Origin of the sequence: Arthrobacter sp. KBS0703 (assembly GCF_002008315.2) — a bacterium.
Classification (GTDB): Bacteria; Actinomycetota; Actinomycetes; order Actinomycetales; family Micrococcaceae; genus Arthrobacter.
In genome coordinates, this window is the sequence record NZ_MVDG02000001.1 from 4015288 (window position 1) to 4039636 (window position 24349).

The 24349-nt window shown below is 66.5% G+C and carries 30 protein-coding genes; 16 read left to right on the forward strand and 14 right to left on the reverse strand.

Translation table 11 applies throughout. The annotated features are described in order from the left end of the window. Nucleotides 1-13 precede the first annotated feature (13 nt). Nucleotides 14-277: a hypothetical protein gene (locus B1A87_RS18635; RefSeq protein ID WP_078028387.1), complete on the reverse strand. Its 264-nt coding sequence runs from the start codon at nucleotides 275-277 to the stop codon at nucleotides 14-16. Nucleotides 278-489: 212 nt separating this feature from the next. Between B1A87_RS18635 and B1A87_RS18640 the strand changes: the two genes are divergently transcribed. Beyond that, nucleotides 490-762, forward strand: a complete 273-nt coding sequence (locus tag B1A87_RS18640; RefSeq protein ID WP_078028386.1) for a DUF2277 domain-containing protein — start codon at nucleotides 490-492, stop codon at nucleotides 760-762. 24 nt (nucleotides 763-786) lie between these two features. On the opposite strand, the gene B1A87_RS18645 is transcribed toward B1A87_RS18640, so the two are convergent. The 4 genes from B1A87_RS18645 to B1A87_RS18660 form a co-directional block, all read right to left on the reverse strand. Then, nucleotides 787-3135 (reverse strand): cation-translocating P-type ATPase, encoded by a 2349-nt coding sequence (locus B1A87_RS18645; protein WP_144275876.1) that lies wholly within the window; start codon nucleotides 3133-3135, stop codon nucleotides 787-789. A 26-nt stretch (nucleotides 3136-3161) separates the two neighbouring features. Further along, on the reverse strand, nucleotides 3162-3392 hold the full coding sequence (locus B1A87_RS18650; protein WP_078028384.1) for a heavy-metal-associated domain-containing protein: 231 nt from the start codon (nucleotides 3390-3392) through the stop codon (nucleotides 3162-3164). 60 nt (nucleotides 3393-3452) lie between these two features. After that, the gene (locus B1A87_RS18655; protein WP_078028466.1) at nucleotides 3453-3800 is read right to left on the reverse strand and encodes a metal-sensitive transcriptional regulator; all 348 of its coding nucleotides are present in this window, start codon (nucleotides 3798-3800) and stop codon (nucleotides 3453-3455) included. 250 nt (nucleotides 3801-4050) lie between these two features. Then, nucleotides 4051-4557, reverse strand: a complete 507-nt coding sequence (locus B1A87_RS18660) for a universal stress protein (protein ID WP_078028383.1) — start codon at nucleotides 4555-4557, stop codon at nucleotides 4051-4053. A gap of 174 nt (nucleotides 4558-4731) precedes the next feature. Here B1A87_RS18660 and B1A87_RS18665 point away from each other — a divergent pair, with 174 nt between their 5' ends. Continuing rightward, nucleotides 4732-4932, forward strand: coding sequence for a hypothetical protein (locus B1A87_RS18665; RefSeq protein WP_078028382.1), 201 nt, complete (start codon nucleotides 4732-4734; stop codon nucleotides 4930-4932). 55 nt (nucleotides 4933-4987) lie between these two features. Here the strand turns inward: B1A87_RS18665 and B1A87_RS25110 are convergent, their stop codons facing one another. Beyond that, on the reverse strand, nucleotides 4988-5056 hold the full coding sequence (locus tag B1A87_RS25110; RefSeq protein ID WP_395940279.1) for a hypothetical protein: 69 nt from the start codon (nucleotides 5054-5056) through the stop codon (nucleotides 4988-4990). A gap of 229 nt (nucleotides 5057-5285) precedes the next feature. On the opposite strand from B1A87_RS25110, the gene B1A87_RS24225 reads away from it, so the two are divergent. The 6 genes from B1A87_RS24225 (at nucleotide 5286) to B1A87_RS18695 (ending at nucleotide 8385) form a co-directional block, all read left to right on the forward strand. Next, nucleotides 5286-5447 (forward strand): hypothetical protein, encoded by a 162-nt coding sequence (locus B1A87_RS24225; protein WP_260680957.1) that lies wholly within the window; start codon nucleotides 5286-5288, stop codon nucleotides 5445-5447. After that, the gene (locus B1A87_RS24230; protein WP_260680958.1) at nucleotides 5447-5611 is read left to right on the forward strand and encodes an FCD domain-containing protein; all 165 of its coding nucleotides are present in this window, start codon (nucleotides 5447-5449) and stop codon (nucleotides 5609-5611) included. Before B1A87_RS24225 ends, B1A87_RS24230 begins: the two co-directional genes overlap by 1 nt. Nucleotides 5612-5733: 122 nt before the next feature. Beyond that, nucleotides 5734-6300 carry a dihydrofolate reductase family protein gene (locus B1A87_RS18680; protein ID WP_078028380.1) on the forward strand — a complete coding sequence of 189 codons (567 nt, stop codon included), beginning with the start codon at nucleotides 5734-5736 and terminating at the stop codon, nucleotides 6298-6300. Between the two features lie 88 nt (nucleotides 6301-6388). Beyond that, the gene (locus B1A87_RS18685) at nucleotides 6389-7138 is read left to right on the forward strand and encodes a GAF and ANTAR domain-containing protein (RefSeq protein ID WP_078028465.1); all 750 of its coding nucleotides are present in this window, start codon (nucleotides 6389-6391) and stop codon (nucleotides 7136-7138) included. Between the two features lie 140 nt (nucleotides 7139-7278). Beyond that, on the forward strand, nucleotides 7279-7638 hold the full coding sequence (locus tag B1A87_RS18690; RefSeq protein WP_078028379.1) for a cupin domain-containing protein: 360 nt from the start codon (nucleotides 7279-7281) through the stop codon (nucleotides 7636-7638). A gap of 141 nt (nucleotides 7639-7779) precedes the next feature. After that, complete coding sequence (locus B1A87_RS18695; RefSeq protein ID WP_078028378.1) at nucleotides 7780-8385, forward strand: PadR family transcriptional regulator; 606 nt, start codon at nucleotides 7780-7782, stop codon at nucleotides 8383-8385. Between the two features lie 98 nt (nucleotides 8386-8483). Here the strand turns inward: B1A87_RS18695 and B1A87_RS18700 are convergent, their stop codons facing one another. From B1A87_RS18700 to B1A87_RS18710, 3 genes are all read right to left on the reverse strand, one after another. After that, complete coding sequence (locus B1A87_RS18700; RefSeq protein WP_078028377.1) at nucleotides 8484-9074, reverse strand: dihydrofolate reductase family protein; 591 nt, start codon at nucleotides 9072-9074, stop codon at nucleotides 8484-8486. A gap of 150 nt (nucleotides 9075-9224) precedes the next feature. Beyond that, nucleotides 9225-9506 (reverse strand): GNAT family N-acetyltransferase, encoded by a 282-nt coding sequence (locus B1A87_RS18705; RefSeq protein ID WP_185982363.1) that lies wholly within the window; start codon nucleotides 9504-9506, stop codon nucleotides 9225-9227. 119 nt (nucleotides 9507-9625) lie between these two features. Further along, nucleotides 9626-10525 carry a helix-turn-helix transcriptional regulator gene (locus B1A87_RS18710; RefSeq protein ID WP_078028375.1) on the reverse strand — a complete coding sequence of 300 codons (900 nt, stop codon included), beginning with the start codon at nucleotides 10523-10525 and terminating at the stop codon, nucleotides 9626-9628. A gap of 209 nt (nucleotides 10526-10734) precedes the next feature. Here B1A87_RS18710 and B1A87_RS18715 point away from each other — a divergent pair, with 209 nt between their 5' ends. After that, complete coding sequence (locus B1A87_RS18715) at nucleotides 10735-11967, forward strand: multidrug effflux MFS transporter (protein WP_078028374.1); 1233 nt, start codon at nucleotides 10735-10737, stop codon at nucleotides 11965-11967. 60 nt (nucleotides 11968-12027) lie between these two features. Here the strand turns inward: B1A87_RS18715 and B1A87_RS18720 are convergent, their stop codons facing one another. Continuing rightward, on the reverse strand, nucleotides 12028-13224 hold the full coding sequence (locus B1A87_RS18720; RefSeq protein WP_078028373.1) for an MFS transporter: 1197 nt from the start codon (nucleotides 13222-13224) through the stop codon (nucleotides 12028-12030). Nucleotides 13225-13355: 131 nt separating this feature from the next. On the opposite strand from B1A87_RS18720, the gene B1A87_RS18725 reads away from it, so the two are divergent. The 5 genes from B1A87_RS18725 (at nucleotide 13356) to B1A87_RS18745 (ending at nucleotide 16686) form a co-directional block, all read left to right on the forward strand. Next, entirely contained in the window at nucleotides 13356-13733 is a 378-nt protein-coding gene (locus B1A87_RS18725) for a metalloregulator ArsR/SmtB family transcription factor (protein WP_078028372.1), read from the forward strand. A 128-nt stretch (nucleotides 13734-13861) separates the two neighbouring features. Beyond that, nucleotides 13862-14770 carry a cation diffusion facilitator family transporter gene (locus B1A87_RS18730; RefSeq protein WP_347033168.1) on the forward strand — a complete coding sequence of 303 codons (909 nt, stop codon included), beginning with the start codon at nucleotides 13862-13864 and terminating at the stop codon, nucleotides 14768-14770. A 146-nt stretch (nucleotides 14771-14916) separates the two neighbouring features. Further along, the gene (locus tag B1A87_RS18735; protein ID WP_078028370.1) at nucleotides 14917-15198 is read left to right on the forward strand and encodes a hypothetical protein; all 282 of its coding nucleotides are present in this window, start codon (nucleotides 14917-14919) and stop codon (nucleotides 15196-15198) included. Nucleotides 15199-15258: 60 nt separating this feature from the next. Then, the gene (locus tag B1A87_RS18740) at nucleotides 15259-16389 is read left to right on the forward strand and encodes a sialidase family protein (protein WP_078028369.1); all 1131 of its coding nucleotides are present in this window, start codon (nucleotides 15259-15261) and stop codon (nucleotides 16387-16389) included. Nucleotides 16390-16398: 9 nt separating this feature from the next. Next, nucleotides 16399-16686, forward strand: coding sequence for a MoaD/ThiS family protein (locus B1A87_RS18745; RefSeq protein WP_078028368.1), 288 nt, complete (start codon nucleotides 16399-16401; stop codon nucleotides 16684-16686). A 5-nt stretch (nucleotides 16687-16691) separates the two neighbouring features. Here B1A87_RS18745 and B1A87_RS18750 read toward each other — a convergent pair whose 3' ends face one another. Beyond that, nucleotides 16692-16928, reverse strand: coding sequence for a hypothetical protein (locus tag B1A87_RS18750; protein ID WP_056623862.1), 237 nt, complete (start codon nucleotides 16926-16928; stop codon nucleotides 16692-16694). A 212-nt stretch (nucleotides 16929-17140) separates the two neighbouring features. Between B1A87_RS18750 and B1A87_RS18755 the strand changes: the two genes are divergently transcribed. Continuing rightward, nucleotides 17141-18889 carry an alpha-glucosidase gene (locus tag B1A87_RS18755; RefSeq protein WP_078028367.1) on the forward strand — a complete coding sequence of 583 codons (1749 nt, stop codon included), beginning with the start codon at nucleotides 17141-17143 and terminating at the stop codon, nucleotides 18887-18889. 9 nt (nucleotides 18890-18898) lie between these two features. Here B1A87_RS18755 and B1A87_RS18760 read toward each other — a convergent pair whose 3' ends face one another. Then, nucleotides 18899-20593, reverse strand: a complete 1695-nt coding sequence (locus B1A87_RS18760) for an alpha-amylase family protein (protein WP_078028366.1) — start codon at nucleotides 20591-20593, stop codon at nucleotides 18899-18901. Next, nucleotides 20590-21561, reverse strand: a complete 972-nt coding sequence (locus B1A87_RS18765; RefSeq protein WP_078028365.1) for a TIGR03885 family FMN-dependent LLM class oxidoreductase — start codon at nucleotides 21559-21561, stop codon at nucleotides 20590-20592. The genes B1A87_RS18760 and B1A87_RS18765 overlap by 4 nt, the downstream gene beginning before the upstream one ends. Before the next feature lie 85 nt (nucleotides 21562-21646). Between B1A87_RS18765 and B1A87_RS18770 the strand changes: the two genes are divergently transcribed. Further along, a complete protein-coding gene (locus tag B1A87_RS18770; protein ID WP_078028364.1) occupies nucleotides 21647-22714 on the forward strand; it encodes an ATP-dependent DNA ligase in 1068 nt (355 codons plus the stop codon). Nucleotides 22715-22871: 157 nt separating this feature from the next. On the opposite strand, the gene B1A87_RS18775 is transcribed toward B1A87_RS18770, so the two are convergent. Continuing rightward, the gene (locus tag B1A87_RS18775) at nucleotides 22872-24191 is read right to left on the reverse strand and encodes an MFS transporter (protein ID WP_078028363.1); all 1320 of its coding nucleotides are present in this window, start codon (nucleotides 24189-24191) and stop codon (nucleotides 22872-22874) included. Nucleotides 24192-24349 lie beyond the last annotated feature (158 nt).

The window sequence follows — 24349 nt, forward strand, 5'->3', positions numbered from 1 at the left end:
GTGATTGCCTGCCCTAGCGGGAAGTTTCCTCCTGCTGCTGTGCGTTGCGGGAGGCCTGCCGGCCGGCCTCCTCGAGCGCCTGGGCGATCTTGGCAAGCTGCGCGGCGTGCGTGCTGTGCCACTCCCTGCGGAACTTGTCCGCGTCCGGGCCCTTCCAGTCGGTGCTCTCCAGCGCCTTGGTCAGCGCGGACTTCTGCTTTTCGATTTCAGACGAACCCGACTGAAGCTTGGTGCCCAGTGCCTTGAGCTGGGTAATGTCTGCACCCCAAATAGCCATTCGATCTCTCCTTTAGTCAACGGACCCGATCCAGTCGGCATCCCCAGCGGCCTCCGGCTCGTCCGGAAGATCCATTACCTACAAGCTATCCTCCGGCACGAAACAGTGTCGATGGGCACCGCTCCCCATGTAGCCCTCCCCATGGTTTCGGCGCCCTCGCGAAGCGTGGCCGGAGGGTCGATCCCAGGCGGTCCAGAGCCTAGCATGGGGGTATGTGCCGGAACATCCGAACCCTCCACAACTACGAACCGCACGCCACCTCCGAGGAGGTCTACGCCGCGGCCCTGCAGTACGTGCGCAAGATCAGCGGCAGCACCAAGCCCTCCAAGGCCAACGAGGAGGCGTTTGAACGCGCCGTGCATGAGGTGGCGCACGCAACGCAGCACCTGCTCGAGGCCCTCGTGACGCACGCGCCGGCGAAGGACCGCGCAGAGGAAGCGGCGAAGGCCAGGGCCAGGGCGGCCGTGCGCTTCGGTGCGGCCTGATACGGCTGCCTGCCGCGCCGGCGCCTAGCTGGGCGGCTGCGTCGTTGCTGTGCCGAAGCGGCGCAGCCGGAGCGAATTGGCCACCACCAGTACGGAGCTTGCGGCCATGGCCACGCCGGCGATCATCGGATTGAGCAGGCCCAGCGCGGCCACCGGGATCCCCACCGCGTTGTAGAAGAACGCCCAGAACAGGTTGGTCTTGATGGTGGCCAGCGTGCGGCGTGACAGTTCGATCGCCGTTGCCACGTGCCCGAGGTCGTTGCCCATGACCGTCAGGTCCGCCGCCTCGATGGCGACGTCCGTTCCGGAGCCCATTGCGATCCCCAGATCCGCCTGCGCCAGGGCGGCGGCGTCGTTCACGCCGTCGCCGGCCATGGCCACCGTTGCGCCGGCTGTCTGCAGCCGGCGGACGGCGTCCACCTTGCCTTCGGGAAGCACGCCCGCGAACACGTCCCCGGCGGGAATTCCGACGGCGGCCGCCACCTGGGCGGCCACTGCGGCGTTGTCGCCGGTCAGTAGCTGTCTCTTATACACATCTCCCAGGGATTTCAGCCGGGCCACTGCCGCCGCCGATCCCGGCTTGAGGGTGTCCCGCAGGGCGACGATGCCCGCAGCCTCGCCGTCCACGGCAACCCAGATGGCCGTGGCGCCCGAGTCCTCCGCGGAACGCAGTGCCTCGAGCTGCCCGGGCAGGGGGCTGACGCCACCGTCCTGCAGCCACCCGGTCCGGCCGGCAGCCACCAGCCGCCCCTCCACGGTTCCCACGACGCCCCCGCCCGGAGCGGAACGGAAGCCGACGACGGCGGGAAGGCCGCCGTCGTCGTCCGTGCGGCCGGTGACGGGCACCGCGGCCCCGGCGGCAGCGGCGATCGCGTGGGCGATCGGGTGCTCGGACGCTGCCTCGACCGCGCCGGCCAGCCGCAGGACGTCCGCCTCGCTGAACGGTGGGAAAGCAACGGTGGAATCGACGGAAAGTTGCCCGCTGGTGACCGTGCCGGTCTTGTCCAGCAGGATGGTGTCCACAGTGCGGGTGTCCTCGAGGACCTGCGGGCCCCTGATGAGGATGCCCAGCTGGGCGCCGCGCCCGGTTCCGGTCAGGAGTCCCACCGGAGTGGCCAGGCCGAGGGCGCACGGGCAGGCAATCACCAGCACGGCCACCGCTGCCGTGAACGCCGACCGGAGCTCGGGTCCGCTGATGTCCGGGCCGGCAGCCAGCAGCCAGGCGGCAAAAGTCAAGACGGCAATCGCCAGGACGATCGGGACGAAGACGGCGCTGATCCGGTCCGCCAGCCGCGCGATCGGCGCCTTTCCGGTCTGTGCCTCGGCCACGAGCCGGCCCATCTGGGCCAGCGTTGTCTCCGCGCCGACCCGGGTGGCGCGGACCAGGAGCCGGCCGGCGGTGTTGATGGTGGCGCCCGTGACCGGGCTGCCGGGACCCACCTCAACGGGCACGGATTCGCCCGTCACGAGCGAGGCGTCGACGGCGGAGGAACCGCTGATCACGACGCCGTCGGTGGCGATCTTCTCACCCGGGCGCACGACGACGACGTCGCCCACGGCAAGCTGATCGGCGGGGACCTTGACCTCGGCGCCGTTGACCAGCACGGTAGCGTCCTTGGCGCCGAGGTTCAGCAGCGCCTTCAGGGCGTCCCCGGCCTTGGCCTTGGCGTTCGCCTCGAGGAACCGGCCAAGCAGCAGGAAAGTGGTGACGACCGCGGCGACCTCGAAGTACAGGCCGCCGGCGCCCGCGCCGTCCATCTGCTCCATGCCGGGATGCTCGGTCAGGCCCGGATCGGCAAACAGCTGCCAGGCCGAAAAGACGTACGCGGCAATCACGCCCAGGGACACCAGCGTGTCCATCGTGGAGGTGAGGTGGCGGGCATGGATGGCCGCCGCCCGGTGGAAGGGCCACGCGGCCCAGCTGACGACCGGCAGGGCCAGGGCTCCGGCCGCCCAGCCCCAGTTGGGGAACTGGAACGCCGCGAACATCGAGATGAGGAACACCGGGACCGTCAGGACGGCCGCGACAATCAGGCGCGGCCTCAGCACCGCTGCCGTGCCGCCGTGCTGCATGTGGTCTTCGTGGCCTTCGGCGTCGCCTGGTGGCATGTCCGGTGCGGCGGGGTGCAGGGCGGGTCTGATCCGCGCTTTGTAGCCTGCTGCTGCTACCTGGTCGGTGATCTGTTGGTCGGTGATTCCGGCCGGGACCATCACGTGGGCTGATTCCAGGGGGAGGTTGACCGTGGCCTGGACGCCGTCGAGCTTGCCGAGCTTCTTTTCCACCCGGTTCACGCAGGACGCGCAGGTCATGCCCTCGATGTCGAGTTCGACCGCCCGCCCGGCGGCGCGCCCTGGAAGATGCTCGGTGCTCATCGTTGTTCCTGCCCTGTCATGCCGGCTCACGCTTCGTTGGCCACCACAAGGTAGCCTGCTTCGGCCACTGCCTCGCCGATCTCGGACGGCGAGAGCTCCTGGGTGGACGTGATGGTGACCGTGGAGACCCCGCCGGCATTGAGATCGACCGCGATCTCCTCTACGCCGGCCAGCGATTCGAGCTCTTCACTGACGGCCGACACGCAGTGCCCGCAGGTCATTCCGGAGACGTGGACGGTGGTGGAAATGGTGCTCATGGCTGGCTCCTGGTTCAGCGCTGACGGGGTGGGTCAGCGGAGTGGGTGGTGGGTTTGCCGTTAGCGCAGCAGCCGCCCGATTGCGTCTGCTGCCTCCTTCACTTTGATGTCGATCGCCTCGGCGCGCAGGGCGGGGTCCGGTTCGGAGGCCGCCCCGACGACGCAATGGCCGATGTGTTCCTCCACGAGGCCCAGGCTCACGGCGTGTAATGCCTTGGTGACGGCTGAGACCTGCGTCAGGATGTCGATGCAGTACTTGTCTTCCTCCACCATCCGGGCGATACCCCGGACCTGGCCCTCGATCCGCCGGAGCCTTCGCAGGTAGGCGTCTTTGTCCGCGGTGTAGCCGTGCTGGGGCGGCGACTCTCCGATCGCTGCCCCCGGGGCCTGGTCTTCGGGAATACTCATGTCGTAAACGTATACCCCTAGGGGGTATCTGTCAACGCCCTCCGGGCCTCGCGGGTGGCAGGAGGGCATTAAAAAGCTCCGGAGTGCGTTATTGGGGGATACGCACTCCGGAGCAGTCTTTGGGGCAGGCTTTTGATTGGCCGGCGCTCACCAGCTTACTTGCCGGTAACGATGTTTGCCACCACCTCGAATAACTACTTTCACTTTACTTTCCCGGGCCGGATTTCCGCGGGTTTTCATCGCTGCCGCGTCACCCGGGCCGGTCCTCGTGGGCGGCCATCCTGAACGGCACCACCAGCACGGGACGGCTCTGGTGGTGCGTGAGCCAGGCTGCGACCGAGCCGTTGAGGACCTCTGTCAGGCGATGGCCGAAGCCCCGCTCGGGGGTACCAACGATGATCATGGGTGCGTTGACCTCGGCCGCGAGCCGTCCGAGGGCGCGGGCCGGATCGCCAGCGAGTGTCCGGAGCATCCATTCGGGGGACGTGTTCCGTACGGCGGAGCCGATCGTGGACTTAAGGTCATTCGTCAGGGACCGGATGTCGTCGTCGTCCTTGTCCGGATGGAGCGAGAGGCGGTGGGCGGAACGTGCCGGGTCCCACTCCACGAGGTAGCTTGCCTCGTCCACGTAGGCGCAAAGCAGCGGGGCGGAGAGCTTCTGGGCCAGGGCGGCGGCTGTCTGGAGGACCTCGGGATGCTGGCCGGGCACTACTCCGACGAGCAGGGGAGGGGGGCCGCTGAAGCGCTCTGGAGACATACTTCATTGTGTGCCCGGCGCCTGATGAATAACCAGAGTTCGCCCGGGGCCGGGCATTCTGCCGGCGGTTTCGTGCGTGGCCGCCGGCGGCCCAAATGGTGCTGGACAGGTGCCGATTTCCCTTGAATCCGGCGGACGGCGGGCCTAGCGTTGAGACGTAGAGAGGCGGCAGGCATGCAGATATACATGTGGTGGCTGGATCTGGACCTGAAAAGCAAGGAGTGGCTGCGGGAAAACCTTCGGACCGCGGAGCTCCCGCTGTTCGTGATGCAGGGTATCGCCGAAGCAGGCGGGCCGCATCCGGACACCCCCCTGGCTGTTCTGACCGAAGCCGAATGGGATTTCATCGAGACCCAATCAGAGTTCGTGGACTGACGGCGTCTCCCATATCGAATCAGGCACCCTCGGCTCAGGGCGGACGACGGGCAGTTCATCCCAGTGTGGCGTAGCGGGGTGAGCGCATGCCACGCTTCATACTCCAGTCAACGCCGCTCTTCAGCCCTGCGAAACCGAGCCCCGAAGCGCCCTAAATTCCTGCCCGAGCGGCCATAGCCGCACGCTCTGTCGCACGATTTGGGGCGTCGGCCAGTCAGGCTCGCAATCTGGCGGACGCACCCGGACCTAGAGCGAAGCCGACCAAGGGTCACCGGGGCGGTCCGACGGAGCTTCTTCGGCCACCGTTGGGGACTTCACCTGTCAGTTTCTGAAGTCGTCCGCATCATGGCAGCGTGCCGTCGTGTGACCGCATGGAGGAAATCGCCCGCAACCAACACGACGGATACCGGGCCGAGATCGCCGAACTCAACCACGAACTCCACCTGCTCATCTTCGAATCAGCAGCCTCCCGAGGCTGTTTAATATCGCCAAGGACCTCGCCCTTGCACCGCTGATGTCCGGATCGTTCCAGTACTACGCCCCCGACGAACTAAACCGGAGCCTCCAGGACCACCGGCTCATCGTCGACGCCATCACCCAGCGCGACGACAACCGTGCCCGCGCCTTGATGGAAGGCCACCTCCGCACCTCCTACGCCGCCCTCACCCGCAGACGCTGACAGCGTCAAAAGCTACTCCGTAAGGTACCGATAGTTCCGTTCTGTTGCGCGTTGTTCGGGAGTGCTTCACTGAAACGTACGACGGCGGCCACGCCGCCTTTCGCCGCCACCGGAGGTGCTTGATGCGCAAGATCATCCTCATGATGTCGGTTTCCTTGGACGGATTCTTCGAGACGGCCGACCGGGACATCAGCTGGCACCTGGTGGATGACGAACTCCTCCGCCACTTGAACGAGCGGTTCCGGACGATGGGAGCCTTCATGTTCGGGCGCGTCACCCATGAGCTGATGGCAGATTACTGGCCCACGGCCGACCAGGTTCCGGGCAGCTCGGCGCCCATGCTCGAGTTCGCCGGGATCTGGCGCGACATGCCCAAGTTCGTTTTTTCGCGGACCCTCACGCAGGCGGGCTGGAATACCACGGTGATTCACGACGTCGTGCCCGAACAAATTGCGGAACTGAAGGCGCGGCCCGGCGGCGACATCGCCCTTAGCGGCGCCAATTTGGCCTCCACTTTCATGCGGCACGGCCTGATCGACGAATTTCGCATTCTCGTCCATCCCGTGGTCCTTGGGCAGGGCCGGCCGCTGTTCGAGGCCCCTGATGTCCGAATGGACCTCAGGCTCGAGGAGACGCGGACGTTCGGCAACGGCGTGGTTTTGCTCCACTACTCGAACGACGGCGCCTAAGGGGCTCACCCGGGCAGTACCGGCCGTGGCGCCGCCCCGTTACTCGGAGCAGTTGTGGGAGGGCCGTGATAGGGCTTAACTTTTGGGCATGCCCAACTCGCCGGAACACGAACTCATGATTGAGCTTCAGGACCTGATTATCGGTACGGAAACGGTCGCCGATTTCCTCAGCGGCCTCTCGATCGTGGCCGCGGCCACCATCGGCCGCAGTCTGGGGACGCCGGTGGAGTGCGGCGTCACGCTCAAGCGTCAAAGAGGGACGACGACGGTAGGAGGAAGCAGCGCCCGGGCAATCCTTCTGGACAAGATCGAGCAGCGCATAGGCCAAGGCCCCTGCATCGAGGCACTTCGGATCAAGGCCCCTGTCCTCCTGAACGATGTCCGCACAGATCCGCGGTGGCCCGCCTATCAGGAACAGTTGATCGCGGAAGACTGCTTGGGCGTCCTTGGTGTGCCGCTGGAACTGAATGAGGACTCGGCCGCGGCGCTGAACTTCTTTGCGAAGTCACCCGGTGTCTTCACCGAAGCGATCGTCCGGGAAGCCGCAGGGTTCGCCGACATCGCCGGCGGCGCCGTACGGCTAGCCGTGAAAGTCGGAACGGCGCAAGACGCAGCCCAGGACCTGCAGGCTGCGATGCGCAGCCGCACCGCGATAGACCTCGCCTGCGGCATCATCATGGCGCAAAACGGCTGCACGCAGGCCGAAGCCATGGAGATTTTGGTCAAAGTCTCAAGCCACCGGAACCAGAAGCTCCGTGACATCACGGAAGAGATGATCGTCAAGATCTCCGGCGTCAAGCCCACTACCCACTTCGACGGGCACCAAGCACGGCCGTAGGGCACCGCGGACGCCAACTGGCGCAGCCCGGAGAGCCCGCTCGTAGGCGCGTCATCGGGCAGAAGAGTGCGCGCATCTGCAGACCTCGCATACTCTGTGTATACATTGCCGGCCCGGCGGTGGAGGCTGAAGGAGATGCAATGCGCAAACCAGAGCTGGAGTTCCACGAACCCCCCGCTGACTGGCAGAAGACGAACGGCGATGCTGAACGCGGAATTTGGGAGCAGATCCTCGCCGCGGACCCTCTTAGCGGAGATTCGACCTTACTCCAACGCTATGAGCCCGGTGCTGACACCATAGCCAGCGGAGTGATCGTCCACGACTACTGGGAGGAGGTCATCATCCTCTCGGGGGAACTCACCGATGTGACCCTCGGGAAGACTTTTACGCCCGGTATGTACGCATGCCGTCCACCTGGCATGCCCCACGGACCCTACCGAAGCGGCGGGGGCTGCAGCATGCTCGTCATTGTCCGGCCGGAGTCAGAGCCAAGCATGTGAGATCTGGCAAATGCCTGGCCGGCGCGTCAGTTGTCCTACTCTTCCGCTCTTGACCGGCGATACTCAGCGATATATCGTTAACTATCGCCGAACGATCGGCGATCACGAGGCGACTCACTGAGAGTGAAGGACGATGCCGCTATGAAAGGCATTCACGACAACAAATTGACAGATGGCGGACCGCTGTTCGGACGCTTCGGGCGGAGTCGGAGCCATCGTGGGCCGCACGGCCACGGCGGCTTCGGGCCAGGCCGCGGATTCGGGCCCGGTTTTGGGCCTGGGTTTGGACCGGGCTTTGGTCCTGGTGGCTCGCGGCGGGCCAGCAGGGGCGATGTCCGTGCGGCAATTCTGTCCCTTCTGGCCGAATCACCCTCCAACGGGTACGGACTGATCAAAACCATTGCGGAGAAAACCTCCGGAGCGTGGCGCCCCAGCCCGGGCTCGGTTTACCCGACACTCCAGCAACTCATCGATGAAGATCTCATCGCACCCGTAGGAGAAGGCCGGCGCACGGAGTTCACGCTCACGGATGCGGGGAGGGCGTATGTGGCTGACCACGCCGAAGAACTGGACAACGCGTGGAACACCGATCCGCAGGGAACCGGTCCCGCGTTTCACCAGAGCGTGGCAAAGCTCATGGGAGTTATCCACCAATTCCGCTTCGCGGCAACCGAGGAACAACGCAATGCCGCGATGGAAAAGATCGATGAGACCCGACGCGCGCTTTATCACATCCTCGCCGACTAAACCCCCGTCATTCCGGCTTCAATCCGGCGGGACTTCATAGTTCCCAGAATCTGTATCGGCCAGGAGCTCATCTGCCGCCGGCCATCGGGCGTCAGATTTCAGCGGATTACCCGATAGCGCACGTGGGTGACTAGGCCGGTGCCGCTCACTTCCGTGGGCTCAAGCTTGAGGTCCGCGACGCCGTCCAACAGCCGCTCGCCGGCTCCCAGGACGATGGGCGCGATGTGGAGCCGCAGCTCGTCAATCAGCCCCGCCGAAAGGTATTGCCGGACAGTCTGTGCTCCGCCGGCAATGGCCACGTCCTTGCTGCCGGCGGCCCCACGCGCCTGGGCCAGCGCTGATTCGATCCCGTCAGTCACGAAGTTGAAGGTGGTGCCGCCCTGCATCTCCAAGGGCCCGCGTGGATGGTGGGTGAGAACGAACACGGGTGCGTGATAGGGCGGTTCCTCACCCCACCATCCCCGCCAGTCCTCATCCCACGTCCCGGGCCCCGCGAACATGTTCCGTCCCATGATGTAGGCGCCGGCCGCGAGGATGCCTTCGAGCTCGGCGGCGTTGGCTTCGGGTTCTTCGAACTGCCACCTGTGCAGGAGCTCCCCGCCCTCGCCCAGGGGTTCCGTCAGGCTTTGGTTCGGACCGGCGGCGAATCCGTCTAGGGAGATAGTCAGATCGCACCTGACGCGGCTCATGCGCCCATCATGCCACCACTCGGCGGTTCGGGTCCGGTTGAGCGTTCAGTAGTTGTCGCCGTCGATTTCCGGGAGCTATTCGCTCACAGTGATCTCCCGGCCCGTCGGTTTCCCCGAGCCTCGTTCGAGAGCTAAACCGCAAACGGCCGTTCAATCCTGCGCCAGGTTGCCCGTGTCGGCCGCAGGAACGCGGGAGTACACATACATGTCCTTTCGCCGTCCGTCGACTTCTAGCCAACGTCGCAGCAGCCCTTCGCGCATGAAACCACTTCGCTGTGCCGTTCGCCATGAGCCTTCGTTCAACTGCTCGACATAAAGCTCCAGCCGGTGAATGCCGGGCTGGGTAAAAGCCCATAATGACAGTGCGCTCAGCGCGCTGCGAGCGGCGCCTTTTTGCCTGTGGCTTGAAGCGATCCAGTAGCCGATACTCACCCGCCCGTGGCTCATGTTTTTCAATCAGAGACCGATCTGACCGACTGCCTGGTCAGTTGCTGCATCAGCAATGGCGAATGAGTATCCGGACCTATCTGCAAGCTACCAATGGCCCCGGTTCAGGGGCGATGGACCCTTTGTGGCTGGGGTGCGTCCGCGAGGTCTTGGATTCGTTCAGTGGCGGCCCAGCTGGCGAGCATGCGGAGGCGTTCATCGGATGGGGATCCGGGCACGGCCGGGTAGACGGTGAGGGTGAAGCCGGGGTCCTCGGCGAGCTCCATGGCTTCGTAGGCGAGTTCGAGCTCGCCTACGACGGGGTGCCGGAAAATCTTGGTCCCGGCGTAGTGGCGCCGGACATTGTGGGCGGCCCAACGCGTCCGGAATTCTTCGCTGCGCATGGACAGCTCTCCGACGAGATCGGCCAGGCGCTTGTCAAAGGGGTTGCGCCCGCTCTGCGTCCGGAGGATGGCGACGTTGGTATTGGCCGCCAGGTCCCAGTTGGGGTAGAAGTCCCGGGCTTTGGGATCCAGGAAAATGAACCGGGAGTGGTTGGCGGGCCGTGCCGCGCCGCGGTACATCTCCGAGTACAGGGCAAAACCAAGCTGGTTGGCGGCCACGATGTCCATGTGGTGGTTGCCGATGAAGGCCGGCGAACCCGTGATGGAGTCGAGCATGAACTGGAGCGTCGGGCGGACTGCCCCGCTTTGGAGGGGGCGCCGCTGGGCTTTGCCGGACGGGCCGGATGCGCGGGCAAGGTTGTAGAGGTGGTCCCGTTCGGCCTCGTCGAGGCTCAGCGCCCGCGCGATGGCATCGAGGACACTTTCGGAGGTCCCGGCCAGGTTCCCGCGCTCAAGCTTGGTGTAGTAGTCCACGCTGACGCCGGCGAGCATCGCAACCTCTTCACGGCGCAGGCCGGGGACCCGGCGGCGTCCGCCAAAGAGCGTCAGCCCGGCCATTTCGGGGGTGATTTTGGCGCGTCTTGAGGCGAGAAATTCGCGCACTGCCAACCTGTTGTCCACTCATCCACGCTACCCCGGAGCACCGCACCCTAGGGAGGTACTGCCAGAACCCGGATACGCAGAGCCCTCGCTAGGACCGGCGCGCCCCTGTTGCATTGAACATGAACCCCCCACATCCTCCGCCGCACCCGCCCCGGCCGTCCCAACCCGGCCGCCGCATGACCCCCAAAATATGACGCCCAGAAACATGACCCGAGAAGGGAGCCAGCGTGACAGTCATCAAGACCCCGGTGCCCGCACGTGAGCAGACCGTCGGCCGCCCGCTGGCGGTTGTGCTTGGCCTGCTGACAATCTTCGGCCCGATTTCCATGGACCTCTACCTGCCTGTTCTTCCGGCCCTTACCGTTGAGCTTCAAAGCACGACGTCGGTTGCCCAGCTGACGATTACTGCCTGCCTGCTGGGCCTGGCCATAGGCCAGGTCATCGCAGGGCCGCTTTCGGACCGCTTCGGCCGCCGAACGCCGCTGCTGATCGGGGTCAGCGCATACGCCCTGACATCGGCCTTGTGTGCACTCAGTCCGACCGTGGAAACACTCGTCATCGCGAGGTTCGTCCAGGGCCTGGCCGGTGCCGTAGGCATAGTGATCGCCCAGGCTGCCGGCCGCGACGTCTACTCGGGCGGCACGCTGCTTCGTTACTACGGCCGGCTCACTGTGCTCGGAGGACTGGCGGCGATCATCGGCCCGGTCATCGGCGGGCAGCTCGCAACGGTCACGGACTGGCGCGGAGTCTTCGTTTTCCTTGCGGCCGTTGGCATCGCCATCCTGGCGGCATCGTTGGTGATCTTCCACGAAACCCTGCCGGCCAACAGGCGCGTTGCCGGCGGGTTCTCCCATGCCCTCAACGGCTTCCGCCGACTCCTCGCCGACCGGGTGTTCGCCGGAGCGGTCCTCATCACCGGCTTCACCTACTCCGCGATATTCTCCTACCTGAGCGGGGCAACTTACATTCTCCAAGGCATGTATCGACTCTCCCCGCAGGGCTACTCGTTAGCTTTCGGCCTGAATTCCCTAGGCTTCATGGTCTTCGGGTTCATCGCCGGCCGCCTGGCTGAACGGTGGTCCGAACGTGGCACGCTCACCGTCGGCCTGATGATGACATCCGCCGGCGCCCTGGGGCTGCTTGCGACGGCACTCCTGCACCTGCCTCTGGCCGCCATCGTCCTGTCCCTGTTCACGATGGTCAGCGGCGTGGCCGTTACCAGCCCGCCGGCCACGTCACTCGCACTCAAGGACTACCCGGACATCGCCGGGACAGCCTCCTCACTCCTGGGACTGGCCCGTTTTGCTTTCGGCGGCATCGCCGCACCCCTCGTGGGCATCGGCGGCGCCAACGATGCTGTTCCCTTCGGCATCGTCGCAACTGTTTCCGCAGCAGCGGCAGCCCTGTGCCTTGGACTGGTCAGCGGGCGGCGCCAAGACCGTGGCGGCACGCCAGTGTGAAACCCCGACGCCGGTCCGGCCACCCAGTCGGCGGACCCACCCAAGCAAGGCTCGGATGGGCTAGCCGCGTTTCCGGCTGCTCGGAGATTCGGCATCGGTAGGGTTTTTGGTGAGGCGGGGCACGCTGGCGGCTGCTACCAGGAGGGCCAGGGCTCCGAGGCCAAAGGGCAACGCGCTGGCAGTGGCGATTCCTCCGACGAGAAGCGGGCCTCCGGCGTCGCCGAGTTCCCTTCCCAGTTCGGCCGAACCCATGGTCCGGCCCATTCGTTCCGGCGGTGTGGTGTCGGCCAGATGGGCAAAACCCAGGGGCGTCGCGGCGCCCACGCCGGCGCCGATTGCGGCGGCCGAGATGAACAAGGCGACCGGCCCGGGCGCCAGCGCGATGAGGGCCACGCCGCTGGCGGTGAGCAGGAGGCCGGCGGTCATTCCGTGGCCGTCGCTGATGCGCTGCTGGTCGCGCATCTTGCCGATTCTCGGCTGCACCAGGAGTGCGGCCATCGCCAGGACGCTTACTGTCGCGGTTCCTGCGAGCGGGCCCAGCCCGTGTTGGGTGGCCAGCGCGGGAAGGAAGCCGATCGCGGCCCCCATTGCGCCCGTCGACGCCGCGAGCACCAACGTGGGGACGAGGAAGCGACGTTCGGTGACCTGGCGTGCCAGGTCAAGGACCGTGTAGCGCTGGCGCGGAAGGGGTTCCAGGTGGGGGACGCGGAGAAAGACCCAGAGGGCCGCCGCTGCCGCCAGCCCGGAGAGCGCGGCAAAGAGCAAGGCGAACCCGCCGGCGAGGATCAGCCCCGCCCCAAGGAGCGGCCCGATCACGTAGCCAAAGCTCTTCCAGGATCCGTACCGGCCGAAGTAGGTGCCGGCGCTTTTCCCTCCGGCGATCCGTGCCACCATGGCCGACGCTGCCGGGGAGAACGCCGATGCCGCCGCGCCCTGCCCGAGGCGCGCCAGCCCCAGCATGAGGGGATCGCTGCCCCACAGGCCCGGGAGGGAGAGTACGGCGAAGGCCAGGAGACCGCCGACGATGACGGGCTTGGTGCCGATTCTGTCGCTCAGTGCGCCGAAGACGGGTTTGAGGAACACTTCCGAGATGTCATAGGCAGCCAGCAGGACGCCCAGAGTCAGCAGTGTTAGGCCGATGTTCGCGCTCTGGGCACCCATGCCCGCGGCAACGCTGTGGGCGCCGAAGGCTGTCACGAACCCTGCCGCGTACAGCGGTGCGGAGGGCGGGCGGATGTCCGGCAGGGCGGGGCTCATGAGTGGACCTCCCGGTAGGCGTATGCGGCGAATCTTCCAGGGCCGCAGCGCAACGGGTCAGCCCGTCCTAACCGGACCCTGCAGTCAGGAGAATCTTGCTAGGACGCGGGAGTTTATGCAACTATTTGCGTATGAATGCAGATACGCAGCCTTGCGCGCTTGGGCCCGACAGCCAGTATGTGGAGCTGGCAGTCGAGGTTTTCGCCATGCTGGCGGACGCCACCCGGGTCAGGCTGATCCTTGCCCTTCGTGATGGCGAGCTGCCGGTGAATGCGCTGGCCGAGAAAGCCGGAAAGCCCGCGGCTGCCGTGTCCCAGCATCTGGCCAAAATGCGCCTGGCCCGCATGGTTTCCACCCGGCAGGAGGGCACGAAGGTTTACTACCGGCTCGCCGATGGTCACGCCTGGCAGCTTGTTGCCGACGCCATCCATCAGGCCGAGCATGCCTTAGGAACGGCTCCGCATCATGGTGCCGCACCACATCATGTTCCCGGGGCGGGCCGGGCATGAACCGGCCCCCACAGCGCCACGAACCGCCCGTACGTCCCCACCCGCATGACGATCCCGCTGCGGATGGCGGACACCGTCACGGCCATCACGGCCCCAGCCATGTCCACGCCACAGGGTTCAAAGGGTGGGTGCAGGAACTCTTCGTCCCGCACTCCCACGATTCGGCGGACTCCGTCGACGAAGCCATGGAGTCCAGCGCGGAAGGCATCCGCGCGGTCAAAGTCTCGTTGCTCGGACTCGGCGCCACGTCGCTCTTCCAGCTGGCCATCGTCCTGATCAGCGGGTCCGTCGCGCTGCTGGCCGACACCGTGCACAACTTTTCCGACGCCCTGACCGCAGTCCCTCTGTGGATCGCCTTCCTGCTCGGCCGCCGTGCCGCCACCCGGACTTACACCTTTGGCTTCGGCCGCGCCGAGGACCTGGCGGGATTGTTCATCGTGGCCATGATCGCCCTGTCCGCCGTGATTGCCGCCGTCGAGTCCGTCCATCGTTTCTTTGCCCCGCAGCCAATCCAGAACCTGGGCTGGGTGCTGGGCGCAGGAATTGTCGGCTTCGCCGGCAACGAACTCGTGGCGATCTACCGGATCCGGGTCGGACGGAAAATCGGCTCCGCCGCCCTGGTGGCCGACGGGATCCACGCCCGGACCGATGGCTTTACCTCCCTGGCCGTGGTCGCCGGCGTCGTCGGCACCTGGCTTGGCTTCCCCTTGGCCGATCCGGTCGTCGGCCTGCTCATCTCCGTTGCCATCGCCATCCTGCTCCGGGGAACCGTCCGGGACATCGGGCGCAGACTCATGGACGGCGTCAACCCGGCACTCACTGACAGACTCGCCGAAATCGTGCGGCGGCTTGCCCCAGACGGCTCCACGTCACGGCTGCGGTGGTCCGGCCACAGGCTGCACGCGGAAATCAGCATTCCGGCCGGCGGCTGCGGCGATCTTGCCGAACTGGCGGCGCTGGCCGCGGACCTCAAGCACGCCGCACAGCACGCTTTGCCGAATATCGGATCGGTGGCGGTCGTTCCCCGGTTCGATTAGACCGGTTCGATTAGACCTGCTCGATCTGGCCGCTTCGTGGTTGCGTTCATCACACGCCGCTGTGGCGCCGCGGCGGTTCGGTCCTCCGGTCGCATACTGGACTCACCGGGAGGCGGCGGGCGCACGGGCAGGCAGGAGGAGCAGGCATGAAAACCCTGATGGCAGTGGTGCGGAACGAGTACTTTCCCGCGGCTGCGGTGCTGGTGGTGGTCGTGCTCTTTTGGACGGCGGGACTGTTCGGCGGCCTGTCATTGCTCAGCACGAGCCAGCCGCCCATCGCCACGCTGTTCTGGCTGTTGTTCGTCTACGCGGTGGCCGTCCTGTCGCCGCTGGCCGGGCTGTTCGCTGCGGCTGACCTGGTCCGAAGGTGGTGGCGGAACCGCCGCGCTGCCAAGATCGGGACGGGCGCGGCACGCCACGACCGGTGACCGGACCCGGCCCGGCCTCCCGCACCCAAACCATTGCGGCCTCCCCGCCGTAGTGGTTGCATGGGGTGCATGGCTACCCCTGAGAGTTACGTCCTAGCAATCGGGACCAAGAAAGGCCTCTGGCTGGCGACCAGCCAGGACCGGAAGCAATGGTCCTTCACCGGCCCGCACTTCCTGATGAGCGAGATCCCGAGCATCGGCATCGACACGCGCGACGGCCGCACCCGAATCATGGTGGGCGTCAGGTCGGAACACTGGGGCCCCACCGTTGCCCATTCGGATGACCTCGGCGCTTCGTGGACCGAACCGGAACAAGGCGCGATCAAATTCCCCGACGGCACCGACGCCGCCGTGGAACGCATCTGGCAGATCTACCCCGACGCCGAGTCCCGCCCCGGAGTGGTGTGGGCCGGGGCCGAGCCGATTTCGGTCTGGAAGTCCACCGACGGCGGCGAGCACTTCGAGCTGAACCGCGGGCTCTGGGACCACCCGCACCGCAGCGAATGGGGCGCCGGATACGGCGGCGCCGCCGCGCACTCGATCGTGGTCAACCCGTCCGGGGACAACGTGCACGTCGCGATGAGCACCGGCGGAGTGTACCGCTCGCTCGACGGCGGGTCGTCCTGGGAGCCGCGGAACAAGGGCATCTCCGCCTACTTCATGCCCGATCCCAACCCGGAATTCGGCCAGTGCGTGCACAAGATAGCGGCGGACGCCGCCGTCGAAGGCCGCCTCTACGCGCAAAATCACCACGGCGTCTACCGCAGTGATGACAATGCCGAGAACTGGGAGTCAATCGCGGAGGGGTTGCCCGCCGATTTCGGTTTCGTGATGCTGACGCATCCGAGGCGGGCGGGCACGGCCTGGGTGATTCCGCTCAAGGCCGACGGCGAGCGGATTCCCCCCGAGGGAAAGCTCGCGGTGCACCGGACGGATGACGCCGGCGGCAGTTGGAAGCGCCTGGACGCCGGACTGCCGCAGTCAGAATACAACGCCGTGCTCCGTGACGCGGCCGCGGTGGATTCTGCCGAACCCGCCGGGGTGTACTTCGGAACACGCGGCGGCTCGGTCTATGCCAGCGCTGACGAGGGCGAATCGTTTGCCGAGGTGGCGTCCCACCTGCCGGACGTCCTGTGCGTGCGCGCCGCCGTGGTTGCCGATGCACGGGTCGCAGCAACGGCTTCCGCGTGAGGATCCGCGGTGGCTGAGATCAGCGTGGTGCTTCCCAGCGTCCTCCAGCCGCTCGCCGGCGGGCAGTCCTACCTGACTGCGCCCGCCGACGGGACGGTGACTGTGGGCTGGTTGCTGGATTCCGTGACCGGGGATTACCCGGTGCTCGCCAGGAGGCTGCGGGACGAAACGGGTGCCCTCCGCCGCTACGTGAATATTTACGTGAACGGTGACGAGGTCCGGCGTCTCCAGGGCCTGGATACGGAGGTCGCTGCCGGCCAGGAAGTGCTGATCATTCAGTCCGTGGCCGGGGGATAGCTGGCTCAGGCGACGCGCCAAACGCTGCACTCGTCCGTATTGATGGCCTTCCGCATGCCCGTGTGATGATCCATGATCCAGACGACGCCGATGCCCGGCGCTGTCTCCTGGACGCTGCCGCGGCGGATGATGACGTCGTCGTAGCTGGGCCCCACCGAGAGGCGGGCTTCGATCTCGTCCCCGCGGTGGAGCTGGTCCAGGGCGCGGACCCGGGTTATGTGGGCTTTGGCTTCCTTCAACATGGCGTGGCCTCCTGAGCTGGAGCTGGTGCCTGCAATTGCCGGCACTTCCAGTGTGGCGCCGGAATGTTGCGCCCTGGTTTCCTGCCCGTTAGCACCCGGTTAGTTTTCCGCGCCGGGCCGGTTTCGGCCCGGCATTGACCGCCGAATCATCTGCCGTGAGACTTTCAATGGGCTTGCACCCCGCCACGGCCGCCTACCAGGAGGAACCAGCAATGACCATCCAGGAATCCGAAGCAGAAGCAGCCTTCAGGGCGGGCAGGGAATGGTTCAAGAGTGCGGTGGTCTACCAGATCTACCCCCGCAGCTTCGCTGATTCGGACGGTGACGGCGTCGGCGACCTCCGCGGGATCATCGGCCGGCTCGACTACCTGCAGACGCTGGGCGTCGACGTCGTCTGGCTGTCCCCGGTATACCGCTCGCCGCAGGACGACAACGGTTACGACATCAGCGACTACCGGGACATCGATCCGGTCTTCGGGGACCTGGAAACCCTGGACGAACTCCTGGACGGACTGCATGCACGCGGCATGAAGCTCGTGATGGACCTGGTGGTCAACCACACCTCGGACGAGCACCCGTGGTTCGTGGAATCCCGCTCGGGCAAGGACAACCCGAAACGGGACTGGTACTGGTGGCGGCCGCCGCGGGAGGGGGCCGAACCGGGCGCGCCGGGTGCGGAGCCGAACAACTGGGGTTCCGCGTTCTCCGGGCCGGCCTGGGAATACGACGCCGCCTCCGGGGAGTACTACCTCCACCTCTTCTCGCGGAAGCAGCCGGACCTCAACTGGGAGAACCCGGACGTCCGTGCCGCCATCTACGACATGATGAACTGGTGGCTCGACAGGGGAGTGGACGGCTTCCGGATGGACGTCATCAACTTCATTTCCAAGGTTGAGTCACTCCCGGACGGCCCCCGCGCTGACGGCATGCTGTACGGCGACGGCGGCCCCCACTTCATCTGCGGGCCGCGCATCCATGAGTTCCTGCAGGAGATGCACCAGGAGGTCTTCGCCGGCCGGGACAAGGACCTGCTCACCGTGGGCGAGATGCCCGGCGTGACCGTGGAGGACGCCGCGCTGTTCACCGACCCCCGGCGCCGGGAAGTGGACATGGTGTTCCAGTTCGAGCACGTGGCCCTGGACCAGGAGGGCGGCAACAAGTGGCGGCCCAAGAAGCTGCTGCTGACGGATCTGAAGAAATCCCTCGGCCGCTGGCAGGAGGCGCTGGCAGAGCGCGGCTGGAACAGCCTGTACTGGGGGAACCACGACCAGGCCCGCGCGGTGTCCCGCTTCGGCGACGACGGCCACTACCGCGAGCTGTCAGCCAAGATGCTGGCCGCTGTCCTGCATCTGCACCGCGGCACGCCGTACGTGTACCAGGGCGAGGAACTGGGCATGACCAACATGGCGTTCGGCGCCATCAGCGACTACCGCGACATCGAGGTCCTCAACCACCACCGCGAGGCCACCACCCACCTGGGCCACACGGACGCCGACGTCCTCGCCGCCCTGGCGCCGCTGAACCGCGACAACGCGCGCACGCCGGTCCAGTGGGACGCCAGCCGCCACGCGGGCTTCACCACGGGGGCCCCGTGGATCGCGGTCAATCCGAACGCGAACGCCATCAACGCCGCCGCGCAGGTGGACGACCCCCAGTCCGTCTTCAGCTTCTACCGCGAGGTCATCGCCCTGCGCCACGCGGACCCCGTGGTGGCCTACGGAGACTTCACCATGCTGCTGCCCGACGACGAACACGTCTACGCGTTCCGGCGCTCGCTTCCGGACGCGGAGATGCTGGTCCTGGGAAACTTTTCCGGCGCGGAGCAGTCTGCCGGCACCGGGAACTCTGCCGGAATCGAAAGATCCTGGGGCGACGCCGAGCAGGTGCTGGGGAACTACCCGCCGCAGGCCGGCCTGCAGCTGCGTCCGTGGGAAGTGAAGGTGTTCCGCCGGAGCCTGTAGCGAGCGGCCTCAGGGAGCGAGCCTGTCGCCGGATTTGTGTACCCGGAACCAGCGGTAGCCGTAGCGGCCCAGCTCAACCGTGAATCCGCCGTCGGGCTCCAGCGGAACGTTGTCGCCGCCCAGCAGGTCCAGCAGCGTGGCGCCCCTGAACGCCCGGGGCGGGCCGTCCTTGGGGCCCGCATTGCCGCTGACTTTCACGGTGTCCTCGCCGAAGTTGTGCAGCAGCACCAGGGTTGCCCCCGTCGAGCTGCAGGTGTGCGCGAAGACCGCTGGCTCGGGCTGTTCGATGACCGCGAATTCGCCCCAGCCCAGCTCCGGTGATTCGCGGTAGCGCTGGATGAGCGTGGCGATGAAGTTCCACAGGGACTCCGGGTCCCGCTTGGCGGCCGCGGCATTGACCTTGTTCGGGCCGAACTCGCCACGCGCCAGCGGTGCCACGAGGTCCGACACGAGCGCGCTGGAGAAGCCGCCGTTCTTTTCGTCGTTCCACTGCATCGGCGTGCGGACGGCGGAGCGGCTCTTCTGCCGCAGGTCCTCGCCCATGCCGATTTCCTCGCCGTAGTAGAGGACGGGTGTGCCGGGCAGGGAGAACATCAGCGAATACACCATGCGGATCCTGCCGGCGTCGCCGTTCAGCATCGGCGGCAGCCTGCGCCGGAGGCCCCGGTTGTAGACCTGCATGTTCTTCTCGGGGCCGAACGCGGCGAAAACCTCCTCGCGCTCCCCGTCGCTGAGCTTGTCCAGCGTGAGCTCGTCATGGTTGCGGACGAACATGGCCCACTGGTTGTCGGGATTCAGGGCCGGGCGGCTCTTGAGCGTCTCCGCCAGCGGGCGGGCGTCCTGGCGGGCCAGCGAAAGGTACAGGTGCTGCATGGTCATGAAGTCGAACTGCATGTTCAGTTCGTTGCCCTCGGCCCCGCCGAAGTATTCCAGCTGCTCTTTGTACGGCAGGTTTACCTCGCCCAGCAGCACCGCGCTGCCGTTGCGCCGGCTGACGAAGCTGCGCAGGGCGGTCAGGTAGTCGTGCGGGTCGATCCTGGCCGCCTCGTCCTTGGGCTGGCCGCGGGTTTCCAGGAAGAACGGCACCGCATCGAGCCGGAAACCGTCCAGGCCCAGTTCCAGCCAGAGCCCCATGGCCTTGGCGATCTCGTTCCGGACTTTGGGGTTGGTGACGTTGAGGTCAGGTTGGAACTCGGCGAACATGTGGAGGTACCACTCGCCGGTGGCGTCGTCCTGCGTCCAGATGGACGTCTGCTCGCCCGGGAACACCACTTCGGAGGACGTGTCCGGCGGGGTGTCCTTCCGCCACACGTAATAGTCGCGGTACGGGTTGTCCACGGACTTCCGCGCCTCCTGGAACCACGGATGCTTGATGGACGTATGGTTGACCACGAAATCCGCGATGACCCGGATGCCGCGGTCCTTGGCGGTGCGGATGAACTCCACGAGGTCGCCCATGGTGCCCAGCCGGTGGTCCACGCCGTAGAAGTCGGTGACGTCGTAGCCATCGTCCCGGTCCGGCGACGGGTAGAACGGCATGAGCCAGATGCAGCTCACGCCCAGCGCCGCGAGGTAGTCCACCCGCTGCGTCAGGCCGGCGAAATCGCCGGTGCCGTCGCCGTCGTCGTCGAAAAAAGTCTCGACGTCGAGGCAGTAGATCACGGCGTTCTTCCACCACAGGTCCGATGTTTCAGCGATTCTCATGCGACGCGCACCTTCCGTAGCTGGGGCAGGACCTTGTCCGCGAACGCCTCGATGAACCGGGCCTGTTCCTGCCCCACGAAGTGCAGGTACAGCTCGTCGAAGCCGAGGTCGGCGTACTCGGCGAGCCACTGCGCGTGCTGGTCAAGGCTGGCTGAGATGTTGACCGATCTCCGGAGCTGTTCCTCGCCGACGTCGGTGCTCACGCCGTCGAAATGGGCGGCCGTGGGCAGGTCCCAGGGTATTGGCGGGGCGAAAATGTTGGACCGCCACTGGTCCACGGCGATGGCCACGGCGTCCTTCTCGTCGGGCGCCCAGGAGAGGTGGATCTGCAGGATCGCCTTGCCGCGGCCGCCGTTGCCGCGGTAGGCGGTGAGCATCTCGCTGAGCTTGTGGTGCGGCTGGTTCACGGTGACCAGCCCGTCCGCCCACGCCGCCGAGCGGCGCGCCGTGTCCACGCTGATGGCCGGGGCAATGAGCTGCGGCGGAGGCTCCGGGACGTCCCAGATCCGTGCCTGCTCCACCGTGACCAGCCCGTGGTGCGTGACCTCCTCACCGGCGTGCAGGCGCCGGATGACCTCCACGCACTCCTCGAGCCGCTGCTGCCGGGTTTCCTTCAGCGGCCAGGGGTCACCCGTGATGTGCTCGTTCATGTTCTCCCCGCTGCCCAGGGCCGCCCAGAACCGGCCCGGGAACATGGAGGCCAGCGTGGCCGAGGCATGCGCGATGATGGCCGGGTGATACCGCTGGCCCGGCGCGTTGACCACGCCGAACCGGAGCTTGGTGGTGGCCAGCGCGGCGCCCAGCCAGGACCACGCGAACCCGGAATGCCCCTGCCGGGCGGACCAGGGTTCGATGTGGTCCGAGCACATGGCGGCGTCAAAGCCCGCGGCCTCGGCGTGCTGGACGTCCTTGAGGAGCTGTCCCGGGCTGATCTGTTCATGCGACGCGTGAAATCCAATGGCTGCCATCGTTAAGGTCTACCGGCGGGCGGTCACTGTGTCGAGGGCTCCGAGGGGTAGCGCCCCGGCGGGACCCCGGGCAAGAATGGGGCGTATGCAGCTTCCGGTCATGCCTCCCCTTCCTCCCATGCTTGCCAAATCGGTGGCCGCCATCCCGGACGGTGCCATGAGCTACGAGCCGAAATGGGACGGTTTCCGGTCCATTGTTTTCCGCGACGGCGACGACGTGGAGATCGGCAGCCGCAACGAAAAGCCGATGACGCGCTACTTTCCGGAGCTGGTGGAGGCGCTGAAGGCCAACCTTCCGCCGCGGTGTGTGCTCGACGGCGAGATCGTCCTGGTGGGCGCATCGGGGGACCGGCTCGACTTTGACGCCCTGCAGCAGCGGATCCATCCCGCCGCGAGCAGGGTCAAGCTGCTGGCCGAACAGACGCCGGCGAAGTTCGTGGCCTTCGACCTGCTGGCGCTGGGCGACCACGACTTCAGCGGCCGGCCCTTCGCCGAGCGGCGCGCCGCACTCGAGGCGGCGCTGGCCGGCGCGCGTGCACCGATCCATCTGACCGCCGCGACGCAGGACCGGGAGCTCGCCGGAAAGTGGTTCGACCAGTTTGAGGGCGCCGGCCTGGACGGGATCATCGCCAAGCCCCTCAACGGCGAGTACCAGCCGGACAAGCGCGTGATGTTCAAGGTCAAGCACGAACGCACGGCCGACTGCGTGCTGGCCGGCTACCGCGTGCACAAGAGCGGACCCGACGCCATCGGATCGCTGCTGCTGGGCCTGTACAAGCCCGGCGGCGAACTCGCCAGCGTGGGCGTGGTGGGCGCCTTTCCGATGCAGCGGCGGCGGGAGCTGTTCGAGGAACTCCAGGCGCTGGTGACCGGCTTTGACGAGCACCCGTGGGCCTGGGCCAAGCAGGAGGAAGGCGCCCGGACGCCGCGCAACGCCGAGGGCAGCCGCTGGAGCGCCGGCAAGGACCTGTCCTTCACGCCGCTGCGTCCAGAGCGGGTGCTGGAAGTGAAGTACGACCACATGGAGGGCGAGCGGTTCCGCCACACCGCGCAGTTCGTGCGCTGGCGCCCGGACCGGGACCCGTCATCCTGCACGTACGAGCAGCTCGAGGAGCCCGTGAAGTTCGACCTCGCCGAGGTGCTCGCCACCTAAACATCAGCGGCCCGCCCCTTTTTCGCAAAAGGGACGGGCCGCCGTCGTGACCTTCTTTGAAACTAATCCGGCCGAAAAGGCGGCGGACCCGCCGTGTCCCGGGGCGCTTGCGGGGCAAACGGGGTCACGACGGCGGGCCGCACCCGGGCCGGCCGGGTTACTTCAGGCCGAGCTGCTTGGTGGGGGTCTTGAAGGTTTCCTTGGCCGTGAGGGCCGAAACTGCGGCGATGGTGCAGATAACCGCGGTGAAGATGCTGATCTGGACCCAGCCGCCGGGCTTGATGCCGCCTATGGCAGCCACGATGGCGGGCGCAAACCCGGCCATCAGGAAGCCGAGCTGGGTGCCGATGGCCAGGCCGGAGAAGCGGACCTTGGTGCTGAACATCTCGGCGTAGAAGGACGGCCAGACGGCGTTCGAGGCTGCGTAGCCGCAGGAGAAGAAGCCGATGGCGGCCAGGAACATTAGCGGGACGCTGCCGGATTCGAGGCTCAGCAGGAAGACAGGGGTCAGGATGGCGCTGGACAGTGCGCCGTAGATGAACACGGGCTTTCGGCCGATCTTGTCGGCCAGCTTTCCGAACAGCGGCTGGGTGCCCAGGGCCACCAGGTTTGCGCCGACCACAAGCCACAGGGTGGTGGTGCCGTCCACGCCGGCCACGGTCTTGGCGTAGCTGATGGCGAGGGTGCCGAACACGGTGGAGACGGCGGCGATGAAGGCGCAGCAGATGACCCGGAGGACGTCGCGCCAGTGGGACTTGAGCAGATCGGCCACGGGCAGCTTGGCGATCTGTGCTGACTTCTGGGCTTCCTCGAAGGCCGGCGGCTCGTGCAGCGTGCGGCGGATGAAGAACGCCACCATCACCACCACGGCGCTGAGCCAGAACGGAATGCGCCAGCCGATGCCGTACTTGATCTCGTCAGGCAGGGCGAGGACCGGGATGAAGACGAGGGCGGCGAGGATCTGGCCGCCCTGGGTGCCGGTGAGGGTCCAGGAGGTGAAGAAGGAGCGGCGGTTGTCCGGGGCGTGTTCCAGGGTCATGGAGGAGGCGCCGGCCTGCTCGCCGGCCGCGGAGAGGCCCTGGCAGAGGCGTGCCAGCACCAGCAGGGCCGGAGCCCACCAGCCGACGGTGTTGAAGTCCGGCAGGCAGCCGATCAGGAAGGTGGAGGCGCCCATGAGCAGCAGTGTGAACATCAGGACCTTCCGGCGCCCCACCCGGTCACCGAAGTGGCCCAGGATGACGGCGCCGACAGGCCGGGCCACGTAGGCGAAGCCGAAGGTCGCGAAGGACATGATCGCCGCATTGGCGTCCGCGTCCGGGAAGAAGACCTTGGGGAAGATCAGGGCAGCGGCGGAACCGAAAATGAAAAAGTCGTAGTACTCGACGGCGCTGCCGAGGAAGCTGGCAAGGGCTGCCTTCTTCGGGGTCCCGGCCGGGGCAACGGTGCCCGGCTCTGCGGACGGGAGTGTCTGGCTCATGGTGTTCCTTCGGTGTGACGACGTTGTCGCGGATGTATCAGGATGTTGCAGCCGCCGTCCGTGTGATGGGGATGGGGCGGCTGGCAGGTCCTTGGAAAGACCCGGACTAAGTAGCCACATGGTGAGAGCTACTTGTGCGATACAGCAATGATGACTGT